This window comes from Microbacterium sp. LWS13-1.2 (assembly GCF_040144835.1).
Taxonomy (GTDB): domain Bacteria; phylum Actinomycetota; class Actinomycetes; order Actinomycetales; family Microbacteriaceae; genus Microbacterium.
Genome location: NZ_CP151632.1, coordinates 1,722,457 through 1,744,465, shown reverse-complemented (window position 1 = coordinate 1,744,465; position 22,009 = coordinate 1,722,457). Strand labels below are relative to the sequence as shown.

Genomic DNA, 22,009 nt, shown 5'->3' with positions numbered 1-22,009 from the left:
CATCGGCCGGACCCCTAAGATGTGCATTCGTGGCAGCAACCTCCAGCAAGAAGCGCGGCACCGCGGGCGCGAAGAAGCAGCAGTCTCGCGGGAACCCGCAGAAGTCGAACGTCTCGCGTGATCCCGCGCGCGTCGCGAAGCCCACCATCGGCGACTGGATCGGCGCGGCACGGCTGCGCACCCTGCCGCTGGCGATCACACCGATCCTGGTCGGCACGGGCGCGGCGATCCTCGTGACCGACGTCTTCCACTGGGTGATCGCGCTGTTCTGCCTCATCGTCTCGGTGTCGCTGCAGATCGGCGTCAACTACGCCAACGACTACAGCGACGGCATCCGCGGCACCGACGACCACCGCGTCGGGCCCGCGCGCCTCACGGCGTCGCGCAAGGTCAAGCCACGCACCGTGCTGCTGGTGGCGCTGGCGTTCTTCGCGATCGCCGCGATCGCCGGTCTCGCCATCACGATCCGCACGCAGCAGTGGTGGCTCCTCGCGGTCGGCGCGGTCTGCCTCATCGCCGCATGGTTCTACACCGGAGGCAAGCGCCCCTACGGGTACTACGGCCTCGGCGAGCTCTTCGTCTTCGTGTTCTTCGGCCTCGTCGCCACCCTCGGCACGACCTGGGTGCAGGCGATCGCACTGCCGCAGGAGGCCTGGTTCGGCGCCGTCGGCGTGGGACTCCTCGCGTGTGCGGTGCTCCTTGCCAACAACCTCCGCGACATCGACCAGGACCGCGTCGCAGGCAAGAAGACGCTCACCGTGCTCATCGGCCGCACCGCCACGCGCTGGCTGTTCACGGTGTTGGTGCTTGTCGCATTCCTGATCGCCGCCTTCCTCGCATGGATCGGCTACCCGATCGCGTGGCTCACGCTCCTCGCCCTGCTGGCGGGGCTGCCCGCGATCCTCATCGTGTGGACATACCGCGATCCGCGCGAACTCGTGGTCGCCCTCGGCCTCACCTCGCTCACCTCGGTCGCGTACGGCGCCTTCCTGATGTGGGCCTTCATCGGCTGAGGCGGATGCCGCGGCCCCGGTATCCGTCGCCCTCCGGGTCGGCGGGGATCGCGCTGCAGCGCACTGCGGTCGCAGTCCGGCCCGGAGTCGCGTCGCTTCAACAGGTCAACCGGCCTTCCACAGGAGGTTGAACCGTTCCACTCTCCTGTGGAAGCGCGGTTGACCTGTTGGGGGCATGGAAGGAGCGTCCGGAGCATTGTTCCGGCGCGCAGCGCCCTTCTTGCGACGACGGCGTCTCAGGAGCACGTCAGGCCCCGCGGCGTCGGGGGCTGGGCCGCCTCAGGGCTTCGGCGCCTCGAGCCCGCGGTTCGTCAGGCCCGGGAATCCGGCGTCTTGTTGTCGGGAGCGCGGGGGTCGGTGGTGGCGTCGGCCGCGGCATCCTCCGCCTGCTCGTCGGTGACCGCGCTGCGCGACCGGGCACGGCGCTCGGCGAGACCCGACGTCGCATCCTCGAGCGGCTTGCGCAGGAAGAGCACCGACAGGCTCAGGCCGATGAGCGCGGCGAAGATGGCGGCGAGCCAGTAGTACTCCTGCATGATCGGGAACAGCATCAGGATGCCGAACGGCACGAGGAACGCCAGCAGCCGCAGCACCGAGTAGACGATGGCCGAGCGCGCTTTCACCCGTCCATCCTACGTTCGACCCACGGGCGGGTTCGGCGACGGTTGCGTCACGGCACGCCCACGCCGGGCCGCGCCCGCCTAGGATGGGAAGATGCCTCGGGTGCTGTTGATACTGGCCCTGGTGGCGACCGCGTTCTGGGTCTTCACCATCGTCGATTGCGCGGTCCAGCCCCCGAGCCGCCACCGTGGTGTGAGCAAGCCGGTCTGGATCCTCATCGTCGTCCTGCTGCCCGTCCTCGGCGGCCTGCTCTGGCTCATCGTCGGACGCGTGCGGGCCTCGTCCGTCGCCGCCCGCCGCGCGCCGGATGACGACCCCGAGTTCCTCGGCCGCATCGGCACGATCAGCGATCAGGACGAGCGCATCCGCCGCCTCGAGGAGGAGCTGGCGCAGCTCGACGCCGAGAGCGACGACCCCCGCTGGAGCCAGCCTCTCGGCCCGGCGGAATCCGACGACACCGCTGCTCCGGGTGGCACCGCCCCCGGAACGGCCGCCGCGGGCGGCACCGCCGCGCCGGGCACCCCGCCGCAGCCGAAGCCGCCGACCCGCCCCGCCGAGGGCGATGACGACGCCCGCGGCCAGCGCGGGGCCATCGGCTGACGTGACCGATACCCGCCGCGCCGCAGGCGCGCTCGACTCCGCGCCCGCGACCGACGCTGCCGCGGCGCTCCTGTGCCGGCTCGTGGAGCTCGGCTTGCGCCACGTCGTGCTCAGTCCAGGCTCGCGCTCGCAGTCGCTGGCGCTCGTCGCCGCGGAGCTCGAGCGGCGGGGCGCGATCCGCCTGCACGTGCGCATCGACGAGCGCGTCGCGGGCTTCACGGCGCTCGGCATCGGGCGGGAGACACGGATGCCGGCGGCCGTGGTCTGCACCTCCGGCACAGCGGTCGCCAACCTGCTGCCCGCCGCGCTCGAAGCCCACCACGCCGGTGTGCCGCTCCTGCTGCTGACGGCTGACCGCCCGCCCGAGCTGCGAGGCGTCGGCGCCAACCAGACCACGCGCCAGCCCGGGATGTTCGCACCCAGCGTGCGGCTCGAAGCCGACGTGCCGGTGCCGGAGGCGGTCGACCCGGACGGGACGCACGAGCAGAGCGCGATGCTGCGGGCGCTCGCCGACGAGGCCGTCGCCGCCGCCCTCGGTGCCGGAACGCGCGCGCCAGGCCCGGTGCACCTGAACCTGCCGTACCGCGAGCCGCTGGCCGGAGCACTCCCTGCGTGGATGGGGGTCCCCGCGGCGGAGCTCGACACCGCCGTCGACGACGACCCCGATGGGCCGCCCGTGGACGCCGAGGCCGAGGACGAGGCATCCGGAGCGCTCTACCAGGGCGGCGGCGGAATCGGCGAGTCCGACGTCCCTACCGAGCCGGAGGATGCGCCGCTCGTCCTCCAGCGCGGACCGCGTACGATCGTGCTCGCGGGAGCAGATGCCGGCGCCGAGGCCGAGGAGCTCGCGCACGTGGGCGGGTGGCCCCTCGTCGCCGAGATCGTGAGCGGTGCCCGCTTCGGGCGCCATCTCGTGCACGGATACCGGGAGCTGCTGCGCGAGCCCGAGCTCGGCGGTCGCATCGAGCGCGTGGTCGTGCTCGGGCACCCGACGCTCAGCCGCGAGGCCGCGGCGCTCCTCTCCGACGCGGATGTCGAGGTCGTGGCCGTGCGTGGTCCCGGCGAACCACTCAACCTCAACGGCGTCACGTTCGCGGCCGACCGCATCGCCGTCGCGACGGGGGACCCCGACCGCGCCTGGCTCGGGGAATGGCTGCAGGCCTCGCGCGCGGCATCCGTCGATCTCACTCCTCCTGCCCCTGACGCCGACGGCCTCTCGTCGGCGGTCCAGGGGGAGCGGCTGGGTGCGATCGCCGCAGAGCTCGAGGTCATCCGCGCGCCGATCGATCGCGCCGCCCTCGTCGACGCCGTCTGGCGGGCCTCCTGGCCTCATGACCGCCTCGTGTTCGGCTCGTCGCGGTTGGTGCGGGTGGCCGATCAGGTGCTGGCGGGCAAGAAGGTGCCGGTGCATGCGAATCGCGGGCTCGCGGGCATCGACGGCACGATCGCCACGGCGACCGGCATCGCGGTGGCGAGCCAGTCGGCCGGCGTCGCGGGCGTCACGCGCGTGCTGCTGGGCGACCTCGCACTGCTGCACGACGTCGGCGCCCTGCTGCTGCCGCCGCACGAGGAGCAGCCGCGCATCCAGCTCGTGGTCGGCAACGACGGCGGCGGCACCATCTTCGACGGCCTGGAGGTGGCCGCCGTGGCAGGCTCCGAGGTCATGGATCGAGTGCTGTACACGCCGCACGAGGTGAACCTCGAACAGCTCGCGCTCGCGTACGGCTGGGAGTACCGGCGGGTCACGACCCGGTCCGCGCTCGATCAGGCGCTCACGACGGCGGTCGAGGGTCGCCAGCTCATCGAAGTGCCGCTGGAGCGCTGACCGACACGCCCGATCGTCGCGCACAGATCCGGCGCGCGCGGTGGGTCGATCCTGGTCGCCGCCGGCCGAAGCACGCCATGATGGCTCCATGATCGCCTCGAGTCAGAAGCACTGGATCGGCGACGTCGCCGATCTCCTCCGGGTCGGCGAGGGGTTCCGCCTCGCCGACGTCGACACCCGTTCGACGCCGGGTTATGCGAAGGACAAGGTCCAGGCCGCGGAGGACCTGGAGGCGGGCGCGGCCGAACTCGACGAGTATCAGGAGCGGCTCTACGCGCGCAGCCGCGTGGAGGCGACGGATGCCGCCGTGCTGCTGGTGCTGCAGGCCATGGACTCGGCCGGCAAGGGCGGGATCATCCGGCACGTGGTCGGCTCGGTCGACCCGCAGGGCGTCGTGCTCTCGGCGTTCAAGAAGCCGACCCCCGAAGAGCTCGAGCACGACTTCCTGTGGCGGGTCGAGCGGCGTCTGCCGGTGTCGGGGCTCATCGGCGTCTTCGACCGCTCGCACTACGAGGACGTGCTGATCGGCCGCGTGCGACAGCTCGCGCCGGCCGAAGAGATCGAGCGCCGCTACGGCGCCATCAACGAGTTCGAGAAGCGCCTCACCGACACCGGGACCCGGGTCGTCAAGGTGATGCTGCACATCTCGCCCGAGGAGCAGAAGTCGCGGCTCATGGAGCGGCTCGAGCGGCCCGACAAGCACTGGAAGTACAACCCCGGCGACGTCGACGAGCGAGAACTCTGGCCGTCGTACATGGCGGCGTACCAGACCGTCTTCGAGCGCACCTCGACCGATCACGCTCCGTGGCATGTCGTGCCCGCCGACCGCAAGTGGTACGCGCGCCTGGCGGTGCAGCACCTGCTCCTCGAGGCTCTGGAGGAGATCGACCCGCACTGGCCGGTGGCGACCTTCGACGTTGAGACCGAGAAGGCGCGGCTCGCCGCGAGCTGACGTCGCCTCCGCGCGCTGACGTCGCCTCCGCGCGCTGCGGTCGCGCGAGACGACAGTGCGCGGACGAGACCGTGGGGTTCACCCACCGTCTCGTCCGTGCCTTGTCGTCTCGCCGGGATGCACGCTCCACCCCCGGCGACTCGCTCAGGCGAGGGCGTCGACGATCGGGCGGAACTTCACGCGGGTCTCGAGCAGCTCCGTCTCGGGGTTGCTCTGTGCGACGATGCCGGCGCCGGCGTGGGCGACGACGGGAATGGTGTCGCTGTCGGCCGCGTCCGCCGAGGCCGGTTCCTGAGCCCGTCGGGGCGTCGCGCCGATCTGGGCGCACCGCAGGGCGATGGCCCACTCGCCGTTCCCGTCGCCGTCGACCCACCCGACCGGGCCGGCGTACCGACGGCGGTCGAACGGCTCGAGTCGGCGGATCAGGTTGAGCGCGGCATCCCGCGGCGTCCCGGCGACGGCCGCGGTCGGGTGCAGCGCCGCCACGAGGTCGAGCGCCGAGGCGTGGTCGGCGAGGTCGCCGGCGACATCCGTCGCCAGATGCCACAGGTTCGGCAGCTTGAGCGTGAAGGGCTCGGGATCGGCGCTCAGGTGGCTGACGTGCGGGCCGAGCGTCGCGAGCACGCTCTGCACGGCGTAGCGGTGCTCGTCGAGGTCCTTCCCACTGTGCGCGAGGGAGGTGGATGCCGCGGTGTCGTCGTGCGCGTCGGTGCCGCGGGGGATCGTCCCGGCGAGCACCCGTGCGGTCACGACGCCGCGCGAGGCCGTCACGAGGGTCTCGGGGCTCGCGCCGATGAGCCCGTCGACGGCGAAGGTCCAGGTGTCGGGATAGTCGTCGGCCAGGGCGCGGACGAGCCTGCGCAGGTCGGCGCCGGCCGGGATCGTGCCCACGAGGTCGCGCGCGAGCACGACCTTCTCGAGCTCGCCGCGGACGATCGCGTCCACGGCCCGCCGCACCGCGGCCTGATAGCCGGCCGGGTTGAGCGTGCCGGGGCCGAGGGTCGCCGACCAGTAGGGGCCGTACGGCGTCGGCTCGACGGTGGCGACGTGAAGCTCGGTGTCGGCCGTGCGGATGCGGGTCACCCATGACCGCCCGTGATGGCGACCGACGACGGTCTGCGGGACCACGAGACGGCTCGTGCCTGAAGAGCTGTCGTCGAAGACGAACGTGCCGAAGGCGACAAGACCCGTGCCCGGAAGGCCCACCGGGTCGTCGACCTCGGCTGCCTCGGCGATCCGGCGCCACGTGTCGGCCGGAGTCGCCAGGGTCGCAGGGTCGAGGCCGGGATCGCTCTGCGGCCCCCGCTCGTACCCGCCCACGGATCCGAGGCCGACGATGCCGTCGCCGCGCCGCAGCCACGCGAGCGGCTCGTCGGGCGAGGCGTACGTGAGGAGGTCGTCGACGTGCTCGATCTCGCGGGTCTCGACCACCAGCTGGGGCGGGCGGAGCGCAGATGTCACGCCTCCAGCCTAGACTCGCGAGGTGACCGCCGACGCCGACGAGCAGCCTCATCCGCACCATCCCGAGCGACCCGCAGTCGGGACCGCGCTGCAGTTCCGCTGGCGCAAGTGGGACGGCGGCGCCCACTGGGTCAACGACGAGATCTACCTCGGCAGCGATCGCTGGGGCGACTGGCTCGGGCAGCCCGCCGGCTGGAACAACGCGCGACCGGGGCGCGAGTTCGCCGCCGAGCACGACAGCGTCACGCTGATCCCGCCGAGCGGCGACTTCGCCTACACGCACAACGCCGCCCCGCACTCGACGCGCGTGTACATCGACATCGCCTGGGATGTGCGATGGGATGCCGGCCTCCCGACCGGGATCGACATGGACCTCGACGTCGTCCGGCGCGAGCCCGCGCAACCGTACCTCGACCGCGATGGCGTGCTGCGCAGCCCCGGGGACGTCTATATCGAGGACCGCGACGAGTGGGAGGAGCACCGCGTCGCCTACCACTACCCGCTCGACCTGGTGGAGAGGCTCGAGTCCGTCGCCGTCGAGCTCGAAGGGCGCGTGCGCGCAGACCTCGCTCCGTTCGACGACGCGACCGCCCTGCACTGGCTCGCCCGCCTGGCCGCGCTGCCGCCGGTGGCACAGCCCGCCCCCGTGGACTTCGCCGAGACCGACGATCGTGACGCAGACACCACGGCCGCCGACCCCGCCCGCCCCGGCCCCGCTCGGCCCGGCAGCGCCGCCTAGACTCGAAGCCGTGGCATCCCACCCCTCCGATCACGAGCCGAATCGCGCCGACCTGCACAAGGATCCCTCGCGCGTGAGCGGCATGTTCGACCAGGTCGCCGCCGGCTACGACCGCACCAACACCGTGCTCAGCATGGGCAACGACCGGTTCTGGCGTGCTGCGACGACGCGCGCGGTCGACCCTCGTCCCGGCCAGCGCATCCTCGATCTCGCCGCCGGAACCGGCGCGTCCAGCGTGGCGCTCGCCGGCCGCGGCGCCGACGTGGTCGCGGCGGACTTCTCGCCCGGCATGATCGCCGAGGGCGAGCGCCGGCACGGGGCAGGTGCGCCGGGCGGCGGCATCCGGAATCTGTCGTTCGTGCAGGCGGACGCGACCGCGCTCCCGTTCGGCGACGACGAGTTCGACACCGTCACGATGTCGTTCGGGCTGCGCAACGTCAACGAGCCGAAGAAGGCGCTGCGCGAGCTGCTGCGCGTGACGAAGCCAGGCGGGCGACTCGTGATCTGCGAGTTCTCGCGCCCGCCGTCGAAGGCCTTCAACGGGCTCTACCGCTTCTACAACGACCGCGTGCTGCCGGTCGTCGCGAAGACCGTGAGCTCGAACGCCGAGGCGTACGACTACCTGAACGAGTCGATCCGCGACTGGCCCGACCAGCGCACCCTGGCGGCCTGGATCCGTGAGGCGGGGTGGACGAACGTCGCCCACCGCAACCTCTCGATGGGCATCGTCGCGCTGCACCGGGCTACGAAGCCTACCGGTCGTTGAGCGAGCGATCCCTCGGTCGTTGAGCGAGCGAAGCGAGACGAAACGCCTCGAACCACTCTGATGCGCCGGGTGCAGGCGTTTCGTCTCGCTCGTTCCTCGCTCGCTCAACGACCGCGTTCCAAGCTGGCTCAACGACCGCGTTCCAAGCTCGCTCGACGACCGTGTTCCTCGCTCGCTCGACGACCGGGACTCCATGTCCTCGCCGACCGTGGGACGAGGGCAAACGCGCCCCCGGTAGGCTGGGCATGTGACACCGACAGCGCCGGGCTCGCACATCGCGGGCAAGCTGGGCCTGACCGACCGCATCTTCGCGGGTGCGCGATCGCGCAGCCTGCTCAAGACCGTCGAGGCGGGCCTGAAGCGCGTCGACAGCGCCCTCGAGCGCGAACTGCGTGTCGCCGACACCCTCGCCGACGCCACCAGCCGCTACCTGTACGACGCCGGCGGCAAGCGTGTGCGCCCGATGCTCGCGCTGCTGACCGCCCAGCTGGGGGAGGGTGCGACCGACGAGGTCATCCAGGCCGCCACGGCGCTCGAGATGACCCACCTCGGCTCGCTCTACCACGACGACGTGATGGATGCCGCCGACAAGCGCCGCGGTGTGCCCAGCGCCCACGCGGTGTGGGGCAACAACGTCGCGATCCTCACCGGCGACCTGCTGTTCTCGCGCGCGAGCCAGATCATGGCCCGCCATGGCGACCGCGCCATCCGGCTGCAGGCTGACACGTTCGAGCGGCTCGTGCTCGGTCAGATGCATGAGACGGTGGGCCCGTCCGAGACCGACGATCGTGTCGAGTTCTATCTGAACGTCCTCTCCGACAAGACCGGCTCGCTGATCGCCGCCGCTGCGCAGTCGGGCGTGATCTTCTCGAACGGTCCTGCGGAGTTCGAAGAGCCGATGGTGACGTTCGGCGAGAAGGCCGGCGTCGCGTTCCAGCTTCTCGACGACGTCATCGATCTGTCCGCCGACCCGGTCGAGACGGGCAAGGTTCCCGGCACCGACCTGCGCGCCGGCGTGCCGACGATGCCCTACCTCGTGCTCGGCGAGCGGAAGGATGCCGCATCCATCGAGCTGCGCGCGCGCATCGACGACGGCGTCGCGCGCATCGCCGACGGCGCCGATCCCTCGATCCTCGACGAGCCGCTCGCGCAGCTGCGCGATCACGAGGCGACCGAAGCCACCCTCGACCTCGCGCACGCGTGGTCGACCGAGGCGATCGAGGCGCTTGCGCCGCTCCCGGACGGCGCCGTGCGCGAGGCCCTCACCCGTTTCGCGCAGGCTGTCGCCGACCGCTCCAGTTAGACGTTCCCGCGTTTCGTCTCGCTTCGCTCGCTCAACGACCGGGGAGTGCGACGAGCCGAGTTCCCGAAAGGACCCCCATGACCAAGCTCCGGCTGGCGATCGTCGGTGCAGGACCGGCAGGCATCTACGCCGCCGACATCCTGCTGAAGGCCGAGCGCAAGTTCGACGTGTCGATCGACCTGTTCGAGCAGCTGCCCGCTCCTTACGGGCTGGTCCGCTACGGCGTCGCCCCCGACCACCCGCGCATCAAGGGCATCATCACGGCGCTGCGCGAGGTGCTCGACCGCGGCGACATCCGCATCTTCGGCAATGTGCGCTTCGGCGAGGACATCACCCTCGACGACCTCAAGCACCACTACCACGCCGTGATCTTCGCCACCGGGGCCATCCGCGACACCGACCTCGACATCCCGGGCATCGACGCCGCCGGCTCGTACGGCGCGGCCGACTTCGTGAGCTGGTTCGACGGGCACCCGGACGTGCCGCGCGAATGGCCGCTGGATGCGGCATCCGTAGCCGTCCTCGGCAACGGCAACGTCGCCCTCGATGTGTCGCGCATGCTGGCCAAGCACGCCGAGGATCTGCTGCCCACCGAGATCCCCGACAACGTCTACGAGGGCCTCGCCGCCTCGAACGTGACCGACGTGCACGTGTTCGGCCGCCGCGGGCCCGCGAACGTCAAGTTCACGCCACTGGAGCTCCGCGAACTCGGCGAGCTGCGCGACGTCGACATGGTGGTCTACGACGAGGACTTCGACTACGACGACGCGGCGCGCGCCGCCATCGCGAGCAACAAGCAGGTCATGGTCATCGACCGCGTGCTGCAGTCGTGGCGCAAGCGCGACTCGGTCAACAACGCCGGGGGCACGGCATCCCGCCGCCTGCACCTGCACTTCTACGCGAAGCCGTTGGAGGTCAAGACGGATGCCGAGGGCCGCGTGTCGGCGCTCGTCTACGAGCGGACCCGCCCCGACGGCGAGGGCGGGGTGGTCGGCACCGGCGAGCTGCGCGAGCTGCCGATCCAGGCGCTATACCGCGCCGTCGGCTACTTCGGCTCGCCGCTGCCCGGCGTGCCGTTCGACAAGCGGCACGGCGTCATTCCCAACCGCGAGGGTCAGGTGCTGAGCACGGACTCGAACCAGCGGGTCAACGGCGTGTACGCCACCGGCTGGATCAAGCGCGGACCCGTCGGCCTCATCGGTCACACCAAGTCCGACGCGATGGAGACCATCCGCCATCTGATCAACGATCAGGGCACGTGGTGGCAGCCGGCCGACCCCTCGGAGGCGTCCATCCCTGAGCTGCTCGCCTCGCGCGGCGTGGCGTGGACCGACCTGGAGGGCTGGCACCGCCTCGACGGGCACGAGGTCGCGCTCGGCGCCCCGCACGAGCGGGCGCGCGTCAAGGTCGTGCCGCGCGACGAGATGGTGACGATCTCGCGCGGCGAGTAGCGGGCCCGGCCGTCGCGCCTGTCGGCGCGGCGGCGCACACTCCGACGGCTGAGCCGGCCCGAGCGCAGTGCCCCCGTAGGCTGAGCGCATGGCCGGGCCATCCCAGACGTGGGTCCCCGACGTCCTCGGGGAGCCGTTCGAGCAGCTGACGCTGTCCCTCGGTGTGGCGGGCGAGCACGGGGATCTCGTCGCCACCCTGGTCCGCAGCGTCCCGAACCCGGTGGTGACAGCTTTCGCGCCGCTGCGGGACGTCGATGTGCTGTACGTGCACGGCTGGTCCGACTACTTCTTCCAGCGCGAGCTCGCGCGGTTCTGGACCCACCGCGGGGCGCGGTTCTTCGCCCTCGACCTGCGCCGCTACGGCCGCAGCCTTCGCGACGGTCAGTCTCCGGGCTACATCGACTCGCTCGACGACTACGACGTCGACATCGAGGCGGCTCTGCGGGCAATGGGCCACCACCCGGCGGCGACCGGCAACGGACGCGGATCACGTGCCGGGGCGAAACCGGACAGGCGGGCCGCGCGGAAGGGGCGCCGGCTCGTGCTCATGGGCCATTCGACCGGCGGTCTCACGCTCACGCTGTGGGCCGCGCGCCATCCGGGGCGCGCCGACGCGCTCGTGCTGAACAGCCCGTGGCTCGAATTGCAGCTCGGCCCGCTCGGGCGTCAGGCCCTTGCGCCCCTGGTCGACATGCGTGCACGCCTCGATCCTCGGGGCACCCAGCCTGCCGTCGACTTCGGCTTCTACACGCGCGCCCAGGATGAGATCGGCAGCCTTCCCAACGGCGAGCATCGGGCGCTCTGGCGGCCCGACCGTGGGTTTCCGACGGCGCCCGGCTGGCTGTCCGCCGTCATGGCGGGGCATCGCCGCGTCGCGTCGGGCATCGACGTGGGCTGCCCTGCGATGGTGCTGCTGTCGACGGCCTCGACGCCTCCGCTCGCATGGCGCGAATCGATGACGTCGACGGACTCGGTGCTGGTCGTCGACGACATCGCCCGAGCCTCCACCAAGGTCGGCGAACTCGTGACGATCGCCCGGATCGAAGGCGCGATCCACGACGTGTTCCTTTCACGTGACGAACCCCGCGCGCAGGCGTACGATGCTCTCGACCGTTGGGTGAAGGGGTACGTCGTACCGGACTGATGTACCCGAAAATGTCCCCCGAAGAGGGGACAGCGGACACCTAGGAGCCCGGGTTAAGCTGTAGGGGAGATGTCCCCAGCATCTCAGGGAAGGCCCTCCCCAAAGAATCCTTCCCAAACCGTCGTCGAGCGCCGCTAACCGGGGGGTTGGTGAGCGAGAGCAGACGACGACAGGCCCCGGGTGTCCCCAGCACCCGGGGCCTTTATCGTTGATCGGGCCCGGCGGCGCGTCGTCCCGGTCGTGCGCCCGGGTCGCCGTGCGCGGGGGAGTGGCTCAGTCGCCGTGGCGGGCGAGCACGCGGATGAGCAGCACGTAGGTCGTGAGCGACAGCACGTACCCCAGCAGGTACACGACGAGCTCCTGCGCCAGGAAGCGGCTGTAGTCGAGCACGCCGTCCGTGAGCGCGGGTGAACTGAGACCGAGGAAATACGCAGCGGTCTGTCCGGCGGCGAAGATCCCCAGGAGCGCGAGGACCGCCAGGAGCGCGAGCCAGATGCGGGTGCGCCACACCCGGGCGGTCGCGGCCATCGCTGTCGTCGCGGTCCACGCGGGGACCTCGGGATCCAGCCAGCCGTTCACCTTGGGGATCAGGATGATCGCCGCGATGAACGCCGCGTTGAGGAGGGTGCCACCGACGCCGCTGAATGCGGCGATGCCGGTGTCACCGCGTACCAGCGTCGGGATCAGGAGGATGACGAGCACCGGCAGCGTCGCGACGACGGCCGACATCACGGCCCGGAGAACGCGCACGGCGCGTCAGCGTTCGTCGGCGAGCCGCGCCGCGATGGCGGTGCGTCGTCGGGTGATGTGGGCAGGCACGCGATTCCGGGGTGCTCCGTCGGGGGTCACGGGCGCGGATCGCTGGTCCGGCTGAGGAGTGGCCATGGGGGCATGGTATTGCACCGAGAATTCACCTGATGGTGCATCGACCGCAGCTGTGAGGTGTGCGACGCTTGCGCGCATGGGCATGGAGCAGATCTGGCCTGGCCTCTCCGCGGAGGCCCGCGACTGGCTGATCGCGAACAACGGCGACGCGGTCCCGGTCGACATCGCCGCCGAGATCGACGAACTCGTCGACGCGGCGGACGCGGAAGACGTGTGGGCGATCGAGTCGGGAGCCGCGCCCGCTGCACTCGAGCCGGAGGACGAGATTCAGGATGCCGACGAGGATCCCGGAGCCCGCTACCTCGCCGAGGACGCGATCGACTGGATCGAAGAGACCGCCAACGACGAATAGCGGATCTGCCGGGGGGTCCCTCGGGCACCCGTCTCGGGCCGTGTCCGCGGCACGGATCGCGGCGATCTACGCGGCCTCACGGCTCGTCACCACGTCGTTCTTCCTCCTCGCTGCACGACTGTCGCCCCCTGAGTCCCGGTTCGGCCCCGGTGGGGACCTGGCCACCTACATCGTCGCGTGGGACGCGCAGTACTACCACCGCATCGCGTCGGAGGGGTACCCGGTCGAGCTGCCGCTCACCACCGCCGGTGAGGTCGCGCAGAACGCGTGGGCATTCATGCCGCTCTATCCGTGGACGGCGGACGCGGCCGGATGGCTCCTCGGATCCTGGGCCGCGGGTGCGGTGGCACTGGCACTCATGGCCGGCTATCTCTGCTGCCTGGTTCTCCGCAGCATCCTGAGGCCGGCGATCGGCGAGACCGCGGCCCTGTGGGCGGTCGTGTTCTTCGCCTCAGCTCCCTTGGCAGCCATGTTCCAGGTCGGCTACGCGGAGGCGCCCTTCCTGCTGCTGATCCTGCTCGGCATCCGCAGCCTGCAGCGACGGCAGTACGCCGTGTTGTACGCGATCATCCCGGCGATGGCGTTCACACGCCCGGGCGTGCTGGCGTTCGCGCTGTTCCTCGGCCTGTTCGGCATCCGTCGGTGGCTGAGCCGAGCGCGCGAGCCGTTCGCGCGGCGCGAGGTCGTGCACATCGTCACGCTCGCCGGCATCGCGACCGCGCTCGGACTCTCCTGGCAGGTGATCGCCGGCGTCGTGACCGGTCGCGACGACGCCTATCTCGCGACGGAACTCGCCTGGCGGCGGCTGTGGGTCGGTGACGCGGGCGGATTCGTGCCCTTCGAAGGCTGGCCGCAGGCGGCGGACTATTGGTTCCGGTTCTGGGGTCTCGATCCGGTATGGGGCCCCCTCTGCCTGGGGCTCCTTGTGCTCGCCGGCGGCGCCGTGCTGGCGTTCAGCCCGCACGTGCCCCGTCTGGGACCGGAGATCCGGCTGTGGGCGGCCAGCTATCTCATCTACCTGCTGGCGGTCTTCCTCCCGCAATCGAGCGTGTTCCGGATCCTCTTCCCGCTCTCACCGCTCTGGGGCGCTGTGGCCGCCCCGCGGAGCCTTGCCTGGCGACTCGCCGTGCTCGCCACGTGCCTCGTCGGTCAATGGTGGTGGATCTGGAACATGTACGGGCTCGGCACCGAGTTCTGGCACATCCCCTGATCGCTCGGGGCACCGGTCCCGATCCGCGGGTCCGCGGCCTGCGGCGATGACAGCGCAATGCGGCGTCGAGGCCCCGGCTCCGCGAACGCCACGGCGATGCCCTCGGCCCGGTGCGCGCGGCGGGACTCACGGACGACATGGTGGCCAGGCTGCGCGCGCGAGCGGTGGTCGAGTGAGTCTCGTTGCCACGGCGCCGCCGACCGGGGACGCGGTTCGCCGCGGCCCCGGTCGACCGCGCGACGAGGAACTCGACGCCCAGATCCTCGCCGGTGCGCTCGCGCTCATCGACGAAGGCGAATCCGTCACGGTGCGCCGGCTGGTGCAGCGCAGCGGAGCGACGCGGGCGGCGATCTATCGGCGATGGCCGTCACTCACAGCCCTGGTGGCGGCGGCGCTGGATGTCGGCCGCACCGTGCCGCCCGACATCCCCCTCGACGGCGACCTGCGCGAGTGCGTGCAGGCCGCGATGTTCGGCGGGCAGAGCGTGAGCGTCGTGGGGTACTCGGAGGAGCGATTCCGGCAGCGCATACGCCTCGCGATGGCCGATCGGGACCTGCAGAAGGCGTACTGGGCGTCGCATGTCGTGCGGCGACGAGTCGCGCTCGAGCGGGCGCTCGCGACGGGCATCGAGCGCGGCATCCTCCGTGAAGGGCTGGACCCGGCGACGTGCTTCGACCTTCTCGCGGGTGTCGTCTACTACCAGCTCGTCGTGCGCGGGGCCGAGCTGAGCGATCCCGTCGTCTGGCAGCGGTGTCAAGACGCCTTCGACATCGCGTGGCGGGGCATGCTCGCCGTGGCGGATCCCCTCAACGGCGCGGAAGACGGCGACCTCTACCGGTGATACAGCGCGCGGTGCCCGGCTCACCACCGGGCGCCGCCTCGCTGTCGAGTCGTGGTGCCGTGCGGACCGAGCGGGTCCGCAGCAACCTCCAGGGGCGGCACGAAGCTGCGACGCCGCAGCGTCCGTCTGTGTCCTCGCGAGAGCGGCGCAAGGTGTCAGTTAACCCGTCCGCGCTAAGGTGCGGCTATGGCCAAGACGACGAAGGCCCAGCGCCAGGCGCTGGACGCGATGGAAGACGCCGCCATCGCGGCGAAGCAGGCGAAGAAGGCGGCCAAGGCTCTGCCGAGCAAGACCGCCAAGAAGCTGCGCGAGCTCTCCGAGGACGCCAAAGACGCCGCGGATGTCTCGAAGAAGGAGCTTCGGAAGAAGCCCGCCATGGTCGCCAAGCGTGCCACGCGAGCGGCTGACAAGCTCGTGAAGGCGACGGTCCAGGCTGTCGCCAAGGCCGAGAAGAGGGCCCGCCTCCGGGCAGAGGCCGAGCGCGCAGCGGCCGAAGCAGAACGGGTGGCGGCCGAGGCCGAGCAGCGTGTGGCGCAGGCGAAGGCGGCCAAGAAAGAGGCCGCCAAGGCTGCGAAGGCGGCCGAGCGCGCGGACCGTGAAGCCGCGGCGGCGCAGTCGGCTCTCGACAGCGAGCTCGCTGGTCCCGCCGAAACCCAAGGACTGAAGTCGACTGCGGCATCCGGCGAGGCGCCCGCGTCGACCGAATCGGCACCGCCCGTCGCCGCCACGGCGACCAAGGCGCCCGCGCGCAAGACGGTCGCACGACCGGCATCTCGCGCGAAGACCCCCGCCGCGTCATCAACGGTCAACAACGCTGCCGCCGCACCGCGTGCGAAGTCGTCGCGCGCGGCTTCGGCCGCGAGTGGAAACGGAGCATCCGACCTCTCGTCGCTCACGGTCGCCGCGCTGCGGGACCGTGCCCGGGCGGCCGGCAAGACGGGGTACTCGCGCCTGAGCAAGGCGCAGCTCGTCGCGCTCCTGTCCTGAGGTGCAGCCGGTGGGGGAGCCGCGAGAGCAGCTCGAACTCGACAGGTCAGGGTCAGCGACCCCTGCCCGTACCCTTCTCGACATCCTCCGCGAGACGACGGCGCGGCATCCCGAAGCATCTGCCCTCGACGACGGTTCAGGATCGCTCAGCTATCGAGATCTGATGGCCCGTGTCGGGCGCACCGCGGCGCAGCTTCACGACGCCGGTGTACGCCGTGGTGACCGGGTGGGCGTCCGCGTCCCGTCTGGCTCGAAGGAGCTGTACATCGCCATCCTCGCCGTGCTCGCCGTGGGTGCGGCGTACGTACCGGTGGACGTCGACGATCCGGACGAGCGCGCGCGCCTCGTCTTCGGCGAGGCAGGGGTCCGCGGAGTCATCACCGACGATGGCTACACCTCCGCCGAGGCGCAGGCGGAGGGCGAAGCCGAGGTGGCGGCATCCGCTGCCCTGTTCACGGGTGATGCGCCACATCCCAGTACCCATGCGGTCGTCACGGTTCCGCCGCCGGACGTGACAGACGACGCATGGATCATCTTCACGTCCGGGTCCACAGGAGTGCCGAAGGGAGTGGCCGTCACCCACCGCTCGGCGGCGGCCTTCGTCGATGCCGAGGCACGCCTGTTCCTGCAGGGCGCGCCGCTCGGCACGCGCGACCGCGTTCTCGCGGGACTTTCGGTCGCTTTCGACGCGTCGTGTGAAGAGATGTGGCTCGCGTGGCGGCACGGCGCGTGCCTCGTACCGGCACCTCGCGCACTCGTCCGATCCGGCGAGGATCTCGCCCCGTGGCTCATCCGGCAGGGCATCACGGTGGTCTCGACGGTTCCGACGCTGGCCGCGATGTGGCCGGAGGCGTCCATCGAGAACGTGAGGCTGCTGATCTTCGGCGGTGAGGCTTGCCCTCCGGAACTCGCTGCCCGTCTGGCCGCCGACGGCCGCGAGGTGTGGAACACGTACGGTCCCACCGAGGCGACGGTCGTCGCCTGCGCGGCGCCGCTCGACGCCGGCCCCGTGCGCATCGGGCTTCCGCTCGACGGCTGGGCGCTCGCCGTCGTCGACGCCGAGGGCGCGCGTGTCGCCGAGGGCGACATCGGCGAGCTGATCATCGGCGGTGTCGGATTGGCCCGCTACCTCGATCCTTCGAAGGATGCCGAGAAGTACGCGCCGATGCCGACCCTCGGCTGGGAACGCGCCTACCGTTCCGGCGACCTCGTGCGCTACGAACCCGAGGGGCTCGTCTTCATGGGGCGGGCCGATGATCAGGTGAAGGTCGGCGGGCGCCGCATCGAACTGGGTGAGGTCGAATCGGCGCTGCAGGACCTGCCGGGGATCACTGCGGCAGCTGCTGCGGTGCGATCGACCGATGCGGGTATTCCCGTGCTCGTCGGATATCTCGTGGCGAACGAGGGAGAGGACTTCGACCGGGCGCACGCGCGTGCCCTGCTGGCGGAGCGACTGCCGGCGGCCATCGTGCCGCTGCTGGCGGTCGTCGACGAACTTCCGGTCCGCACATCCGGCAAGGTCGACCGGGCGGCGCTTCCGTGGCCGTTGCCCGGTGTCGAGGCGCCGCTGGCGGGACTGTCTCCCGCCGAGGCCTGGCTTGCGGAGCAATGGCAGACCGTGCTCGGCATGCCGGTGCCCAGCCGGTCGGCCGACTTCTTCGACCTCGGCGGCGGGTCGCTGGCAGCCGCCCAGCTGGTCTCGCGGATCCGCGTGCGCGTGCCTGAGTTCTCCGTCGCCGACATCTACGACGTGCCGCGCTTGAGCTCGATGGCCAAGGCGCTCGGACCGTTGGAGGACGACGGACCGGCGACCTTCCACCGACCCGTGCCGACGCCCCGCGCCACCCAGTGGGTGCAGACGCTCCTCGGCGTGCCGCTCTTCATCATCACGGGCATCCGCTGGCTGCTGTACCTGCTCACAGCCAGTGCGCTGCTCCAGCTCGCCCCCGGCTTCGAAGCATTGCCCAGCACTCCCTGGTGGGTGCTCTTGATCGGGCTGGTCGTGTTCGCGACGCCCTTCGGGCGCATGGCCATCGCCGTCGTCGCGGCTCGATTGCTCCTGGCGGGCCTGCGCCCGGGCGACTACCCGCGTGGCGGCAGCGTGCATATGCGCCTCTGGCTCGCCGAGCAGATCGCCGACCAGATCGATGCCGTCGGCCTCGCCGGCGCGCCGTGGGTCACCTACTACGCGCGGGCGCTGGGTGCGAAGATCGGGCGCGGCGTCGACATGCATACGCTGCCCCCCATCACGGGGATGCTCGAGCTGGGCGACGGTGCCGCCGTCGAGCCCGAGGTGGATCTCACTGGCACCTGGATCGACGGCGACGTCCTGCGCGTCGGCGAAGTGCGCATCGGCGCCGACGCGACGATCGGAGCCCGCAGCACGCTGGCGCCGGGTACCCGGGTCGGGCAGCGCGCCGACATCGCGCCCGGTTCGGCCGTGTTCGGCCGTGTGCGGGCAGACCAGTCATGGGCCGGATCTCCGGCAGAGCGCGTCGGCGGCGTCGAGTCCGACTGGCCCGCGGAACGGGCTGCGGCGCCGACGCGCTGGCTCTGGGCGTACGCGGTCTCGTCGGTTGCGCTGGCCCTGCTGCCGCTCGTGTCGTTCGCCGTCGGCGGGCTGGTGATCGCGCAGGGGATCCGGGATGCCGAGACCCTCGGCGTCGCATTCCTCGGGGCGCTGGCGTGGCTCGTGCCCGCCGTCCTCGCAGTAGGCATCGTCTTCGCTGCGTCCGTCGTGCTCGCGGTGCGGGTGCTGTCGATCGGTCTCCACGAGGGCACCCACCCCGTGCGCAGCCGGATCGGATGGCAGGCATGGAGCATCGAGAGACTGCTCGACTCGTCGCGCACGGTGCTCTTCCCGCTGTACTCGAGCCTGTTCACGCCGGTATGGCTGCGTCTCCTCGGTGCGCGCGTCGGTCGCGAGGTCGAGGCATCCACCGTCCTGCTCATCCCCTCGATGACGCGCATCGACGACGGCGCGTTCCTCGCCGATGACACCATGGTCGGCTCGTACGAGCTGCGCGGCGGCTGGATGCGGCTCGGACCGGTCCGCATCGGCAAGCGCGCCTTCCTCGGAAACTCCGGAATGGCGGCGCCCGGCCACCGCGTGCCCCGCGACGGGCTCGTCGCCGTCCTGTCGTCCGCACCGCTGAAGGCGAAGCCGGGTTCGTCGTGGCTCGGATCGCCGGCCGTGCGGCTGCGTCGGCTGTCGGCCGAGGGTGACGAGAGCCGCACCTACCGGCCGACCGTCGGTCTTCGGATCGCGCGCACCCTCTGGGAACTCGGCAGGTTCGTGCCTGTCGTCGTCACCTGCGCGATCGGCCTCGGTGTCCTGTTCGGCCTCGCAGTGCTGTGGGAGACCGTGGGCCCCGTGTGGACGCTGCTCGTCTCCGGCATCGTGATGCTGGCCGCCGGTGCGGTGGCCGCAGGGCTGTCGACCGCGGCGAAGTGGCTCATCGTCGGCACGATCCGCGCGGGCGAGCAGCCCCTGTGGTCGAGCTTCGTCTGGCGCACCGAGGTCTCGGACACATTCACCGAGATGGTCGCCGCGCCCTGGTTCGCGCGCGCGGCCGCGGGAACGCCGGCTCTGGCCGTGTGGCTGCGGTCGCTCGGATCGCGGATCGGCCGTGGCGTGTGGTGCGAGAGCTATTGGCTTCCCGAGCCCGATCTCGTCACGCTGGGTGACGGGGCGGCCGTCAATCGCGGATGCGTTGTGCAGACCCACCTGTTCCATGATCGAATCATGAGCATGGACACGGTGGAGCTGGAGGCTGGTGCGACGCTCGGGCCGCACAGCGTCATCCTGCCGGGGGCGACACTCGGCGCCCACGCGACGGTCGGCCCCGCCTCGCTGGTGATGCGCGGCGAGACCGTGCCGGTGGGCTCGCGCTGGAGCGGCAATCCGATCGGCCCGTGGCGCGCGGTCAAGGTCCGCGCGTACCAGTCGACATCGTGAGTGCTCACGACGCGTACGCACCGCAGAGCGGCGATCCCACCTTCGGCATCGATTCCTACGAGCTCGACCTCTCGTACCGTGTGCGCACCAACCGCCTCGAGGGGCGCGCGGTCCTCAACGCGGTCGCGGCCGTTCCGACGTCGTCGGTCGCCTTGGATCTGATCGGGCTCCGCGTGTCGCGGGTGCGTGTGGATGGCGACCGCCGCACGGCCTACGCCCAGGGGCCGCGAAAGGTGCGGGTCGTGCTTCCCCGGCGGATGGAGGCGGGGGAGCGATTCTCTATCGAGGTGACGTACGCCGGCGCCCCCGCTCCGCGGCGGACACGCTGGGGCACCATCGGCTTCGAGGAACTCGAAGACGGTGCCCTCGTTGCAGCTCAGCCCATCGGCGCGCCGACGTGGTTCCCCTGCAACGACCGTCCCGACGATCGCGCCCGCTATTCGATCACCGTCGCGACGGATGCCGGCTACACCGCGGTCGCCACCGGGGCCCTCGTCGGCTCGGCGCGACGCGGGCAGTTCGAAGCCCGCACGTTCCGTTCCGACGTGCCGACGGCCACGTACCTCACGGCCGTGCACATCGGACGCTACGTCTCCAGCACGCTGCCAGGTTCTGCCGGCCCGATCGGGTTCCCGGTGACGGTCGTCCACCCGCCCGCGCTGCGCACCGAGGTGGCGACGGCCTTCGCACCGGTCACGCGCATGCTGCAGCTGTTCGAGTCCGCCTTCGGTCCGTACCCGCAAGACGCCTGCACCCTTGTGGTCACTCCCGACGAGCTCGAGATACCGCTCGAGGCGCAGGGGATGGCGGTCTTCGGCGCCAACCATCTCGACCCCGCATCGGAGCGCCTGGTGGCGCACGAACTGGCGCACCAGTGGTTCGGCAACAGCGTCGGCGTCGCGCGGTGGCAGGACATCTGGCTCAACGAGGGTTTCGCCTGTTACGCCGAGTGGATGTGGTCAGAGGCAGCGGGCCGCCAGACCGTCCACGAGAAGGCGGAACGGCACCACGCCCGGCTCGCCGCGCTCGATCAGGACCTGGTGCTGGCGGATCCCGGTCCCGGGCTGATGTTCGACGATCGCGTCTACAAGCGTGGCGCGCTGACCCTCTATGCGCTGCGACGTCGCATGGGGGAGAGCGCCTTCGCGGCACTCCTGCGCGAATGGGCGAGCGCCGGCGCCGGCGACTCGGTGACGACCGCGGACTTCCGTGCCCTGGTCGTGCGGCTCGCAGGGGCAGACATTGACGCGCTGCTCACGGCGTGGCTGGATCGACCCGAGCTGCCTCCGATGCCTCGCTGAGTGCGGCACTGATGACGAGGCCAGGGGGGCCGCCGATGTCCCATCCGCCGATGACTGGTCCGCCCGGCACGACCGCCCGCCATCTCTGGCCGCCCACCGGTGCGACGGCGACCGTGCCCGGGTCGACGCGAAGGCCCCGCCCGTCCGCCTTGAGGGCAGCCTCCACCCGCACCCAGTCGCGCAATCGCACGCCCGATCGAGCGCCGAGGATTCCGTTCAGACCTGCAGCGTCCCGCACCGGGTCGGTCTCGACTTCGGCGTCGATCGCGAATGTGCCAGGACCGCGCGAGGCGACCGCCGCGACGGCGACGCCGCTCGCATAGGCGACGGCAGGCCGGGCCGAGCCATCCGTCGTCCGAACCGGACCGTGTGGTCCGCCGCAGCGCGCGCAGGGATTCGACAGCTCGGCGCCCGGCGCCAGCATCTCACGCAGAAGATCCCACGCCACGTCGCGTCGTGCAGCGCCGTTCGGCACGACCTTCCACGCGAGCTGCAGCCGCGTGGGAGGTGTGGTCGCGAGCTCGCGCTCGATGCGGCCGGTGTGCGGCACGGCGCGAGGACTGCTGCCGCTCACGAAGTGCCCTCCGCCCGCTGCCTGAA

General features: G+C 71.3%; 20 protein-coding genes. 15 read left to right on the top strand and 5 right to left on the bottom strand.

The annotated features are described in order from the left end of the window. Positions 1–29 precede the first annotated feature (29 nt). Positions 30–1,013 carry a 1,4-dihydroxy-2-naphthoate polyprenyltransferase gene (locus tag MRBLWS13_RS08365; protein ID WP_349428568.1) on the top strand — a complete coding sequence of 328 codons (984 nt, stop codon included), beginning with the start codon at positions 30–32 and terminating at the stop codon, positions 1,011–1,013. A gap of 311 nt (positions 1,014–1,324) precedes the next feature. Here MRBLWS13_RS08365 and MRBLWS13_RS08360 read toward each other — a convergent pair whose 3' ends face one another. After that, positions 1,325–1,636 (bottom strand): DUF4229 domain-containing protein, encoded by a 312-nt coding sequence (locus MRBLWS13_RS08360; protein ID WP_349428567.1) that lies wholly within the window; start codon positions 1,634–1,636, stop codon positions 1,325–1,327. A gap of 91 nt (positions 1,637–1,727) precedes the next feature. On the opposite strand from MRBLWS13_RS08360, the gene MRBLWS13_RS08355 reads away from it, so the two are divergent. The 3 genes from MRBLWS13_RS08355 to MRBLWS13_RS08345 all read left to right on the top strand — a co-directional run bounded on the left by MRBLWS13_RS08355 (position 1,728) and on the right by MRBLWS13_RS08345 (position 5,011). Further along, on the top strand, positions 1,728–2,234 hold the full coding sequence (locus MRBLWS13_RS08355; RefSeq protein WP_349428566.1) for a PLDc N-terminal domain-containing protein: 507 nt from the start codon (positions 1,728–1,730) through the stop codon (positions 2,232–2,234). 1 nt (position 2,235) lies between these two features. Then, complete coding sequence (gene menD, locus MRBLWS13_RS08350; RefSeq protein ID WP_349428564.1) at positions 2,236–4,059, top strand: 2-succinyl-5-enolpyruvyl-6-hydroxy-3-cyclohexene-1-carboxylic-acid synthase; 1,824 nt, start codon at positions 2,236–2,238, stop codon at positions 4,057–4,059. Between the two features lie 88 nt (positions 4,060–4,147). Then, positions 4,148–5,011, top strand: a complete 864-nt coding sequence (locus MRBLWS13_RS08345; RefSeq protein WP_349428563.1) for a polyphosphate kinase 2 family protein — start codon at positions 4,148–4,150, stop codon at positions 5,009–5,011. 144 nt (positions 5,012–5,155) lie between these two features. On the opposite strand, the gene MRBLWS13_RS08340 is transcribed toward MRBLWS13_RS08345, so the two are convergent. Continuing rightward, positions 5,156–6,472, bottom strand: coding sequence for a chorismate-binding protein (locus tag MRBLWS13_RS08340; protein WP_349428562.1), 1,317 nt, complete (start codon positions 6,470–6,472; stop codon positions 5,156–5,158). Between the two features lie 22 nt (positions 6,473–6,494). Between MRBLWS13_RS08340 and MRBLWS13_RS08335 the strand changes: the two genes are divergently transcribed. The 5 genes from MRBLWS13_RS08335 to MRBLWS13_RS08315 all read left to right on the top strand — a co-directional run bounded on the left by MRBLWS13_RS08335 (position 6,495) and on the right by MRBLWS13_RS08315 (position 11,875). Next, positions 6,495–7,211, top strand: coding sequence for a DUF402 domain-containing protein (locus MRBLWS13_RS08335; RefSeq protein ID WP_349428561.1), 717 nt, complete (start codon positions 6,495–6,497; stop codon positions 7,209–7,211). Between the two features lie 82 nt (positions 7,212–7,293). Further along, entirely contained in the window at positions 7,294–7,977 is a 684-nt protein-coding gene (locus MRBLWS13_RS08330) for a class I SAM-dependent methyltransferase (RefSeq protein ID WP_349429022.1), read from the top strand. Between the two features lie 247 nt (positions 7,978–8,224). Next, positions 8,225–9,280, top strand: coding sequence for a polyprenyl synthetase family protein (locus tag MRBLWS13_RS08325; RefSeq protein ID WP_349428560.1), 1,056 nt, complete (start codon positions 8,225–8,227; stop codon positions 9,278–9,280). Between the two features lie 77 nt (positions 9,281–9,357). Continuing rightward, complete coding sequence (locus MRBLWS13_RS08320) at positions 9,358–10,731, top strand: FAD-dependent oxidoreductase (protein ID WP_349428559.1); 1,374 nt, start codon at positions 9,358–9,360, stop codon at positions 10,729–10,731. An 88-nt stretch (positions 10,732–10,819) separates the two neighbouring features. Continuing rightward, a complete protein-coding gene (locus MRBLWS13_RS08315) occupies positions 10,820–11,875 on the top strand; it encodes an alpha/beta hydrolase (RefSeq protein ID WP_349428558.1) in 1,056 nt (351 codons plus the stop codon). A 273-nt stretch (positions 11,876–12,148) separates the two neighbouring features. Here MRBLWS13_RS08315 and MRBLWS13_RS08310 read toward each other — a convergent pair whose 3' ends face one another. Continuing rightward, the gene (locus tag MRBLWS13_RS08310) at positions 12,149–12,625 is read right to left on the bottom strand and encodes a hypothetical protein (protein WP_349428557.1); all 477 of its coding nucleotides are present in this window, start codon (positions 12,623–12,625) and stop codon (positions 12,149–12,151) included. A gap of 6 nt (positions 12,626–12,631) precedes the next feature. After that, on the bottom strand, positions 12,632–12,760 hold the full coding sequence (locus MRBLWS13_RS08305) for a hypothetical protein (RefSeq protein WP_349428556.1): 129 nt from the start codon (positions 12,758–12,760) through the stop codon (positions 12,632–12,634). Positions 12,761–12,836: 76 nt separating this feature from the next. On the opposite strand from MRBLWS13_RS08305, the gene MRBLWS13_RS08300 reads away from it, so the two are divergent. The 6 genes from MRBLWS13_RS08300 to MRBLWS13_RS08275 all read left to right on the top strand — a co-directional run bounded on the left by MRBLWS13_RS08300 (position 12,837) and on the right by MRBLWS13_RS08275 (position 21,409). Beyond that, entirely contained in the window at positions 12,837–13,112 is a 276-nt protein-coding gene (locus tag MRBLWS13_RS08300) for a hypothetical protein (protein ID WP_349428555.1), read from the top strand. A 40-nt stretch (positions 13,113–13,152) separates the two neighbouring features. Further along, positions 13,153–14,322, top strand: a complete 1,170-nt coding sequence (locus MRBLWS13_RS08295) for a hypothetical protein (RefSeq protein ID WP_349428554.1) — start codon at positions 13,153–13,155, stop codon at positions 14,320–14,322. A 172-nt stretch (positions 14,323–14,494) separates the two neighbouring features. Next, the gene (locus MRBLWS13_RS08290) at positions 14,495–15,163 is read left to right on the top strand and encodes a TetR/AcrR family transcriptional regulator (RefSeq protein WP_349428553.1); all 669 of its coding nucleotides are present in this window, start codon (positions 14,495–14,497) and stop codon (positions 15,161–15,163) included. 186 nt (positions 15,164–15,349) lie between these two features. Beyond that, positions 15,350–16,150 (top strand): hypothetical protein, encoded by an 801-nt coding sequence (locus tag MRBLWS13_RS08285; RefSeq protein ID WP_349428552.1) that lies wholly within the window; start codon positions 15,350–15,352, stop codon positions 16,148–16,150. Positions 16,151–16,160: 10 nt separating this feature from the next. Next, positions 16,161–20,108, top strand: a complete 3,948-nt coding sequence (locus MRBLWS13_RS08280) for a Pls/PosA family non-ribosomal peptide synthetase (RefSeq protein ID WP_349428550.1) — start codon at positions 16,161–16,163, stop codon at positions 20,106–20,108. After that, positions 20,105–21,409: a M1 family metallopeptidase gene (locus tag MRBLWS13_RS08275; RefSeq protein WP_349428548.1), complete on the top strand. Its 1,305-nt coding sequence runs from the start codon at positions 20,105–20,107 to the stop codon at positions 21,407–21,409. Before MRBLWS13_RS08280 ends, MRBLWS13_RS08275 begins: the two co-directional genes overlap by 4 nt. Here MRBLWS13_RS08275 and MRBLWS13_RS08270 read toward each other — a convergent pair. Beyond that, a complete protein-coding gene (locus MRBLWS13_RS08270; protein WP_349428546.1) occupies positions 21,363–21,983 on the bottom strand; it encodes a chemotaxis protein CheY in 621 nt (206 codons plus the stop codon). The genes MRBLWS13_RS08275 and MRBLWS13_RS08270 overlap by 47 nt on opposite strands. Positions 21,984–22,009: the final 26 nt, after the last annotated feature.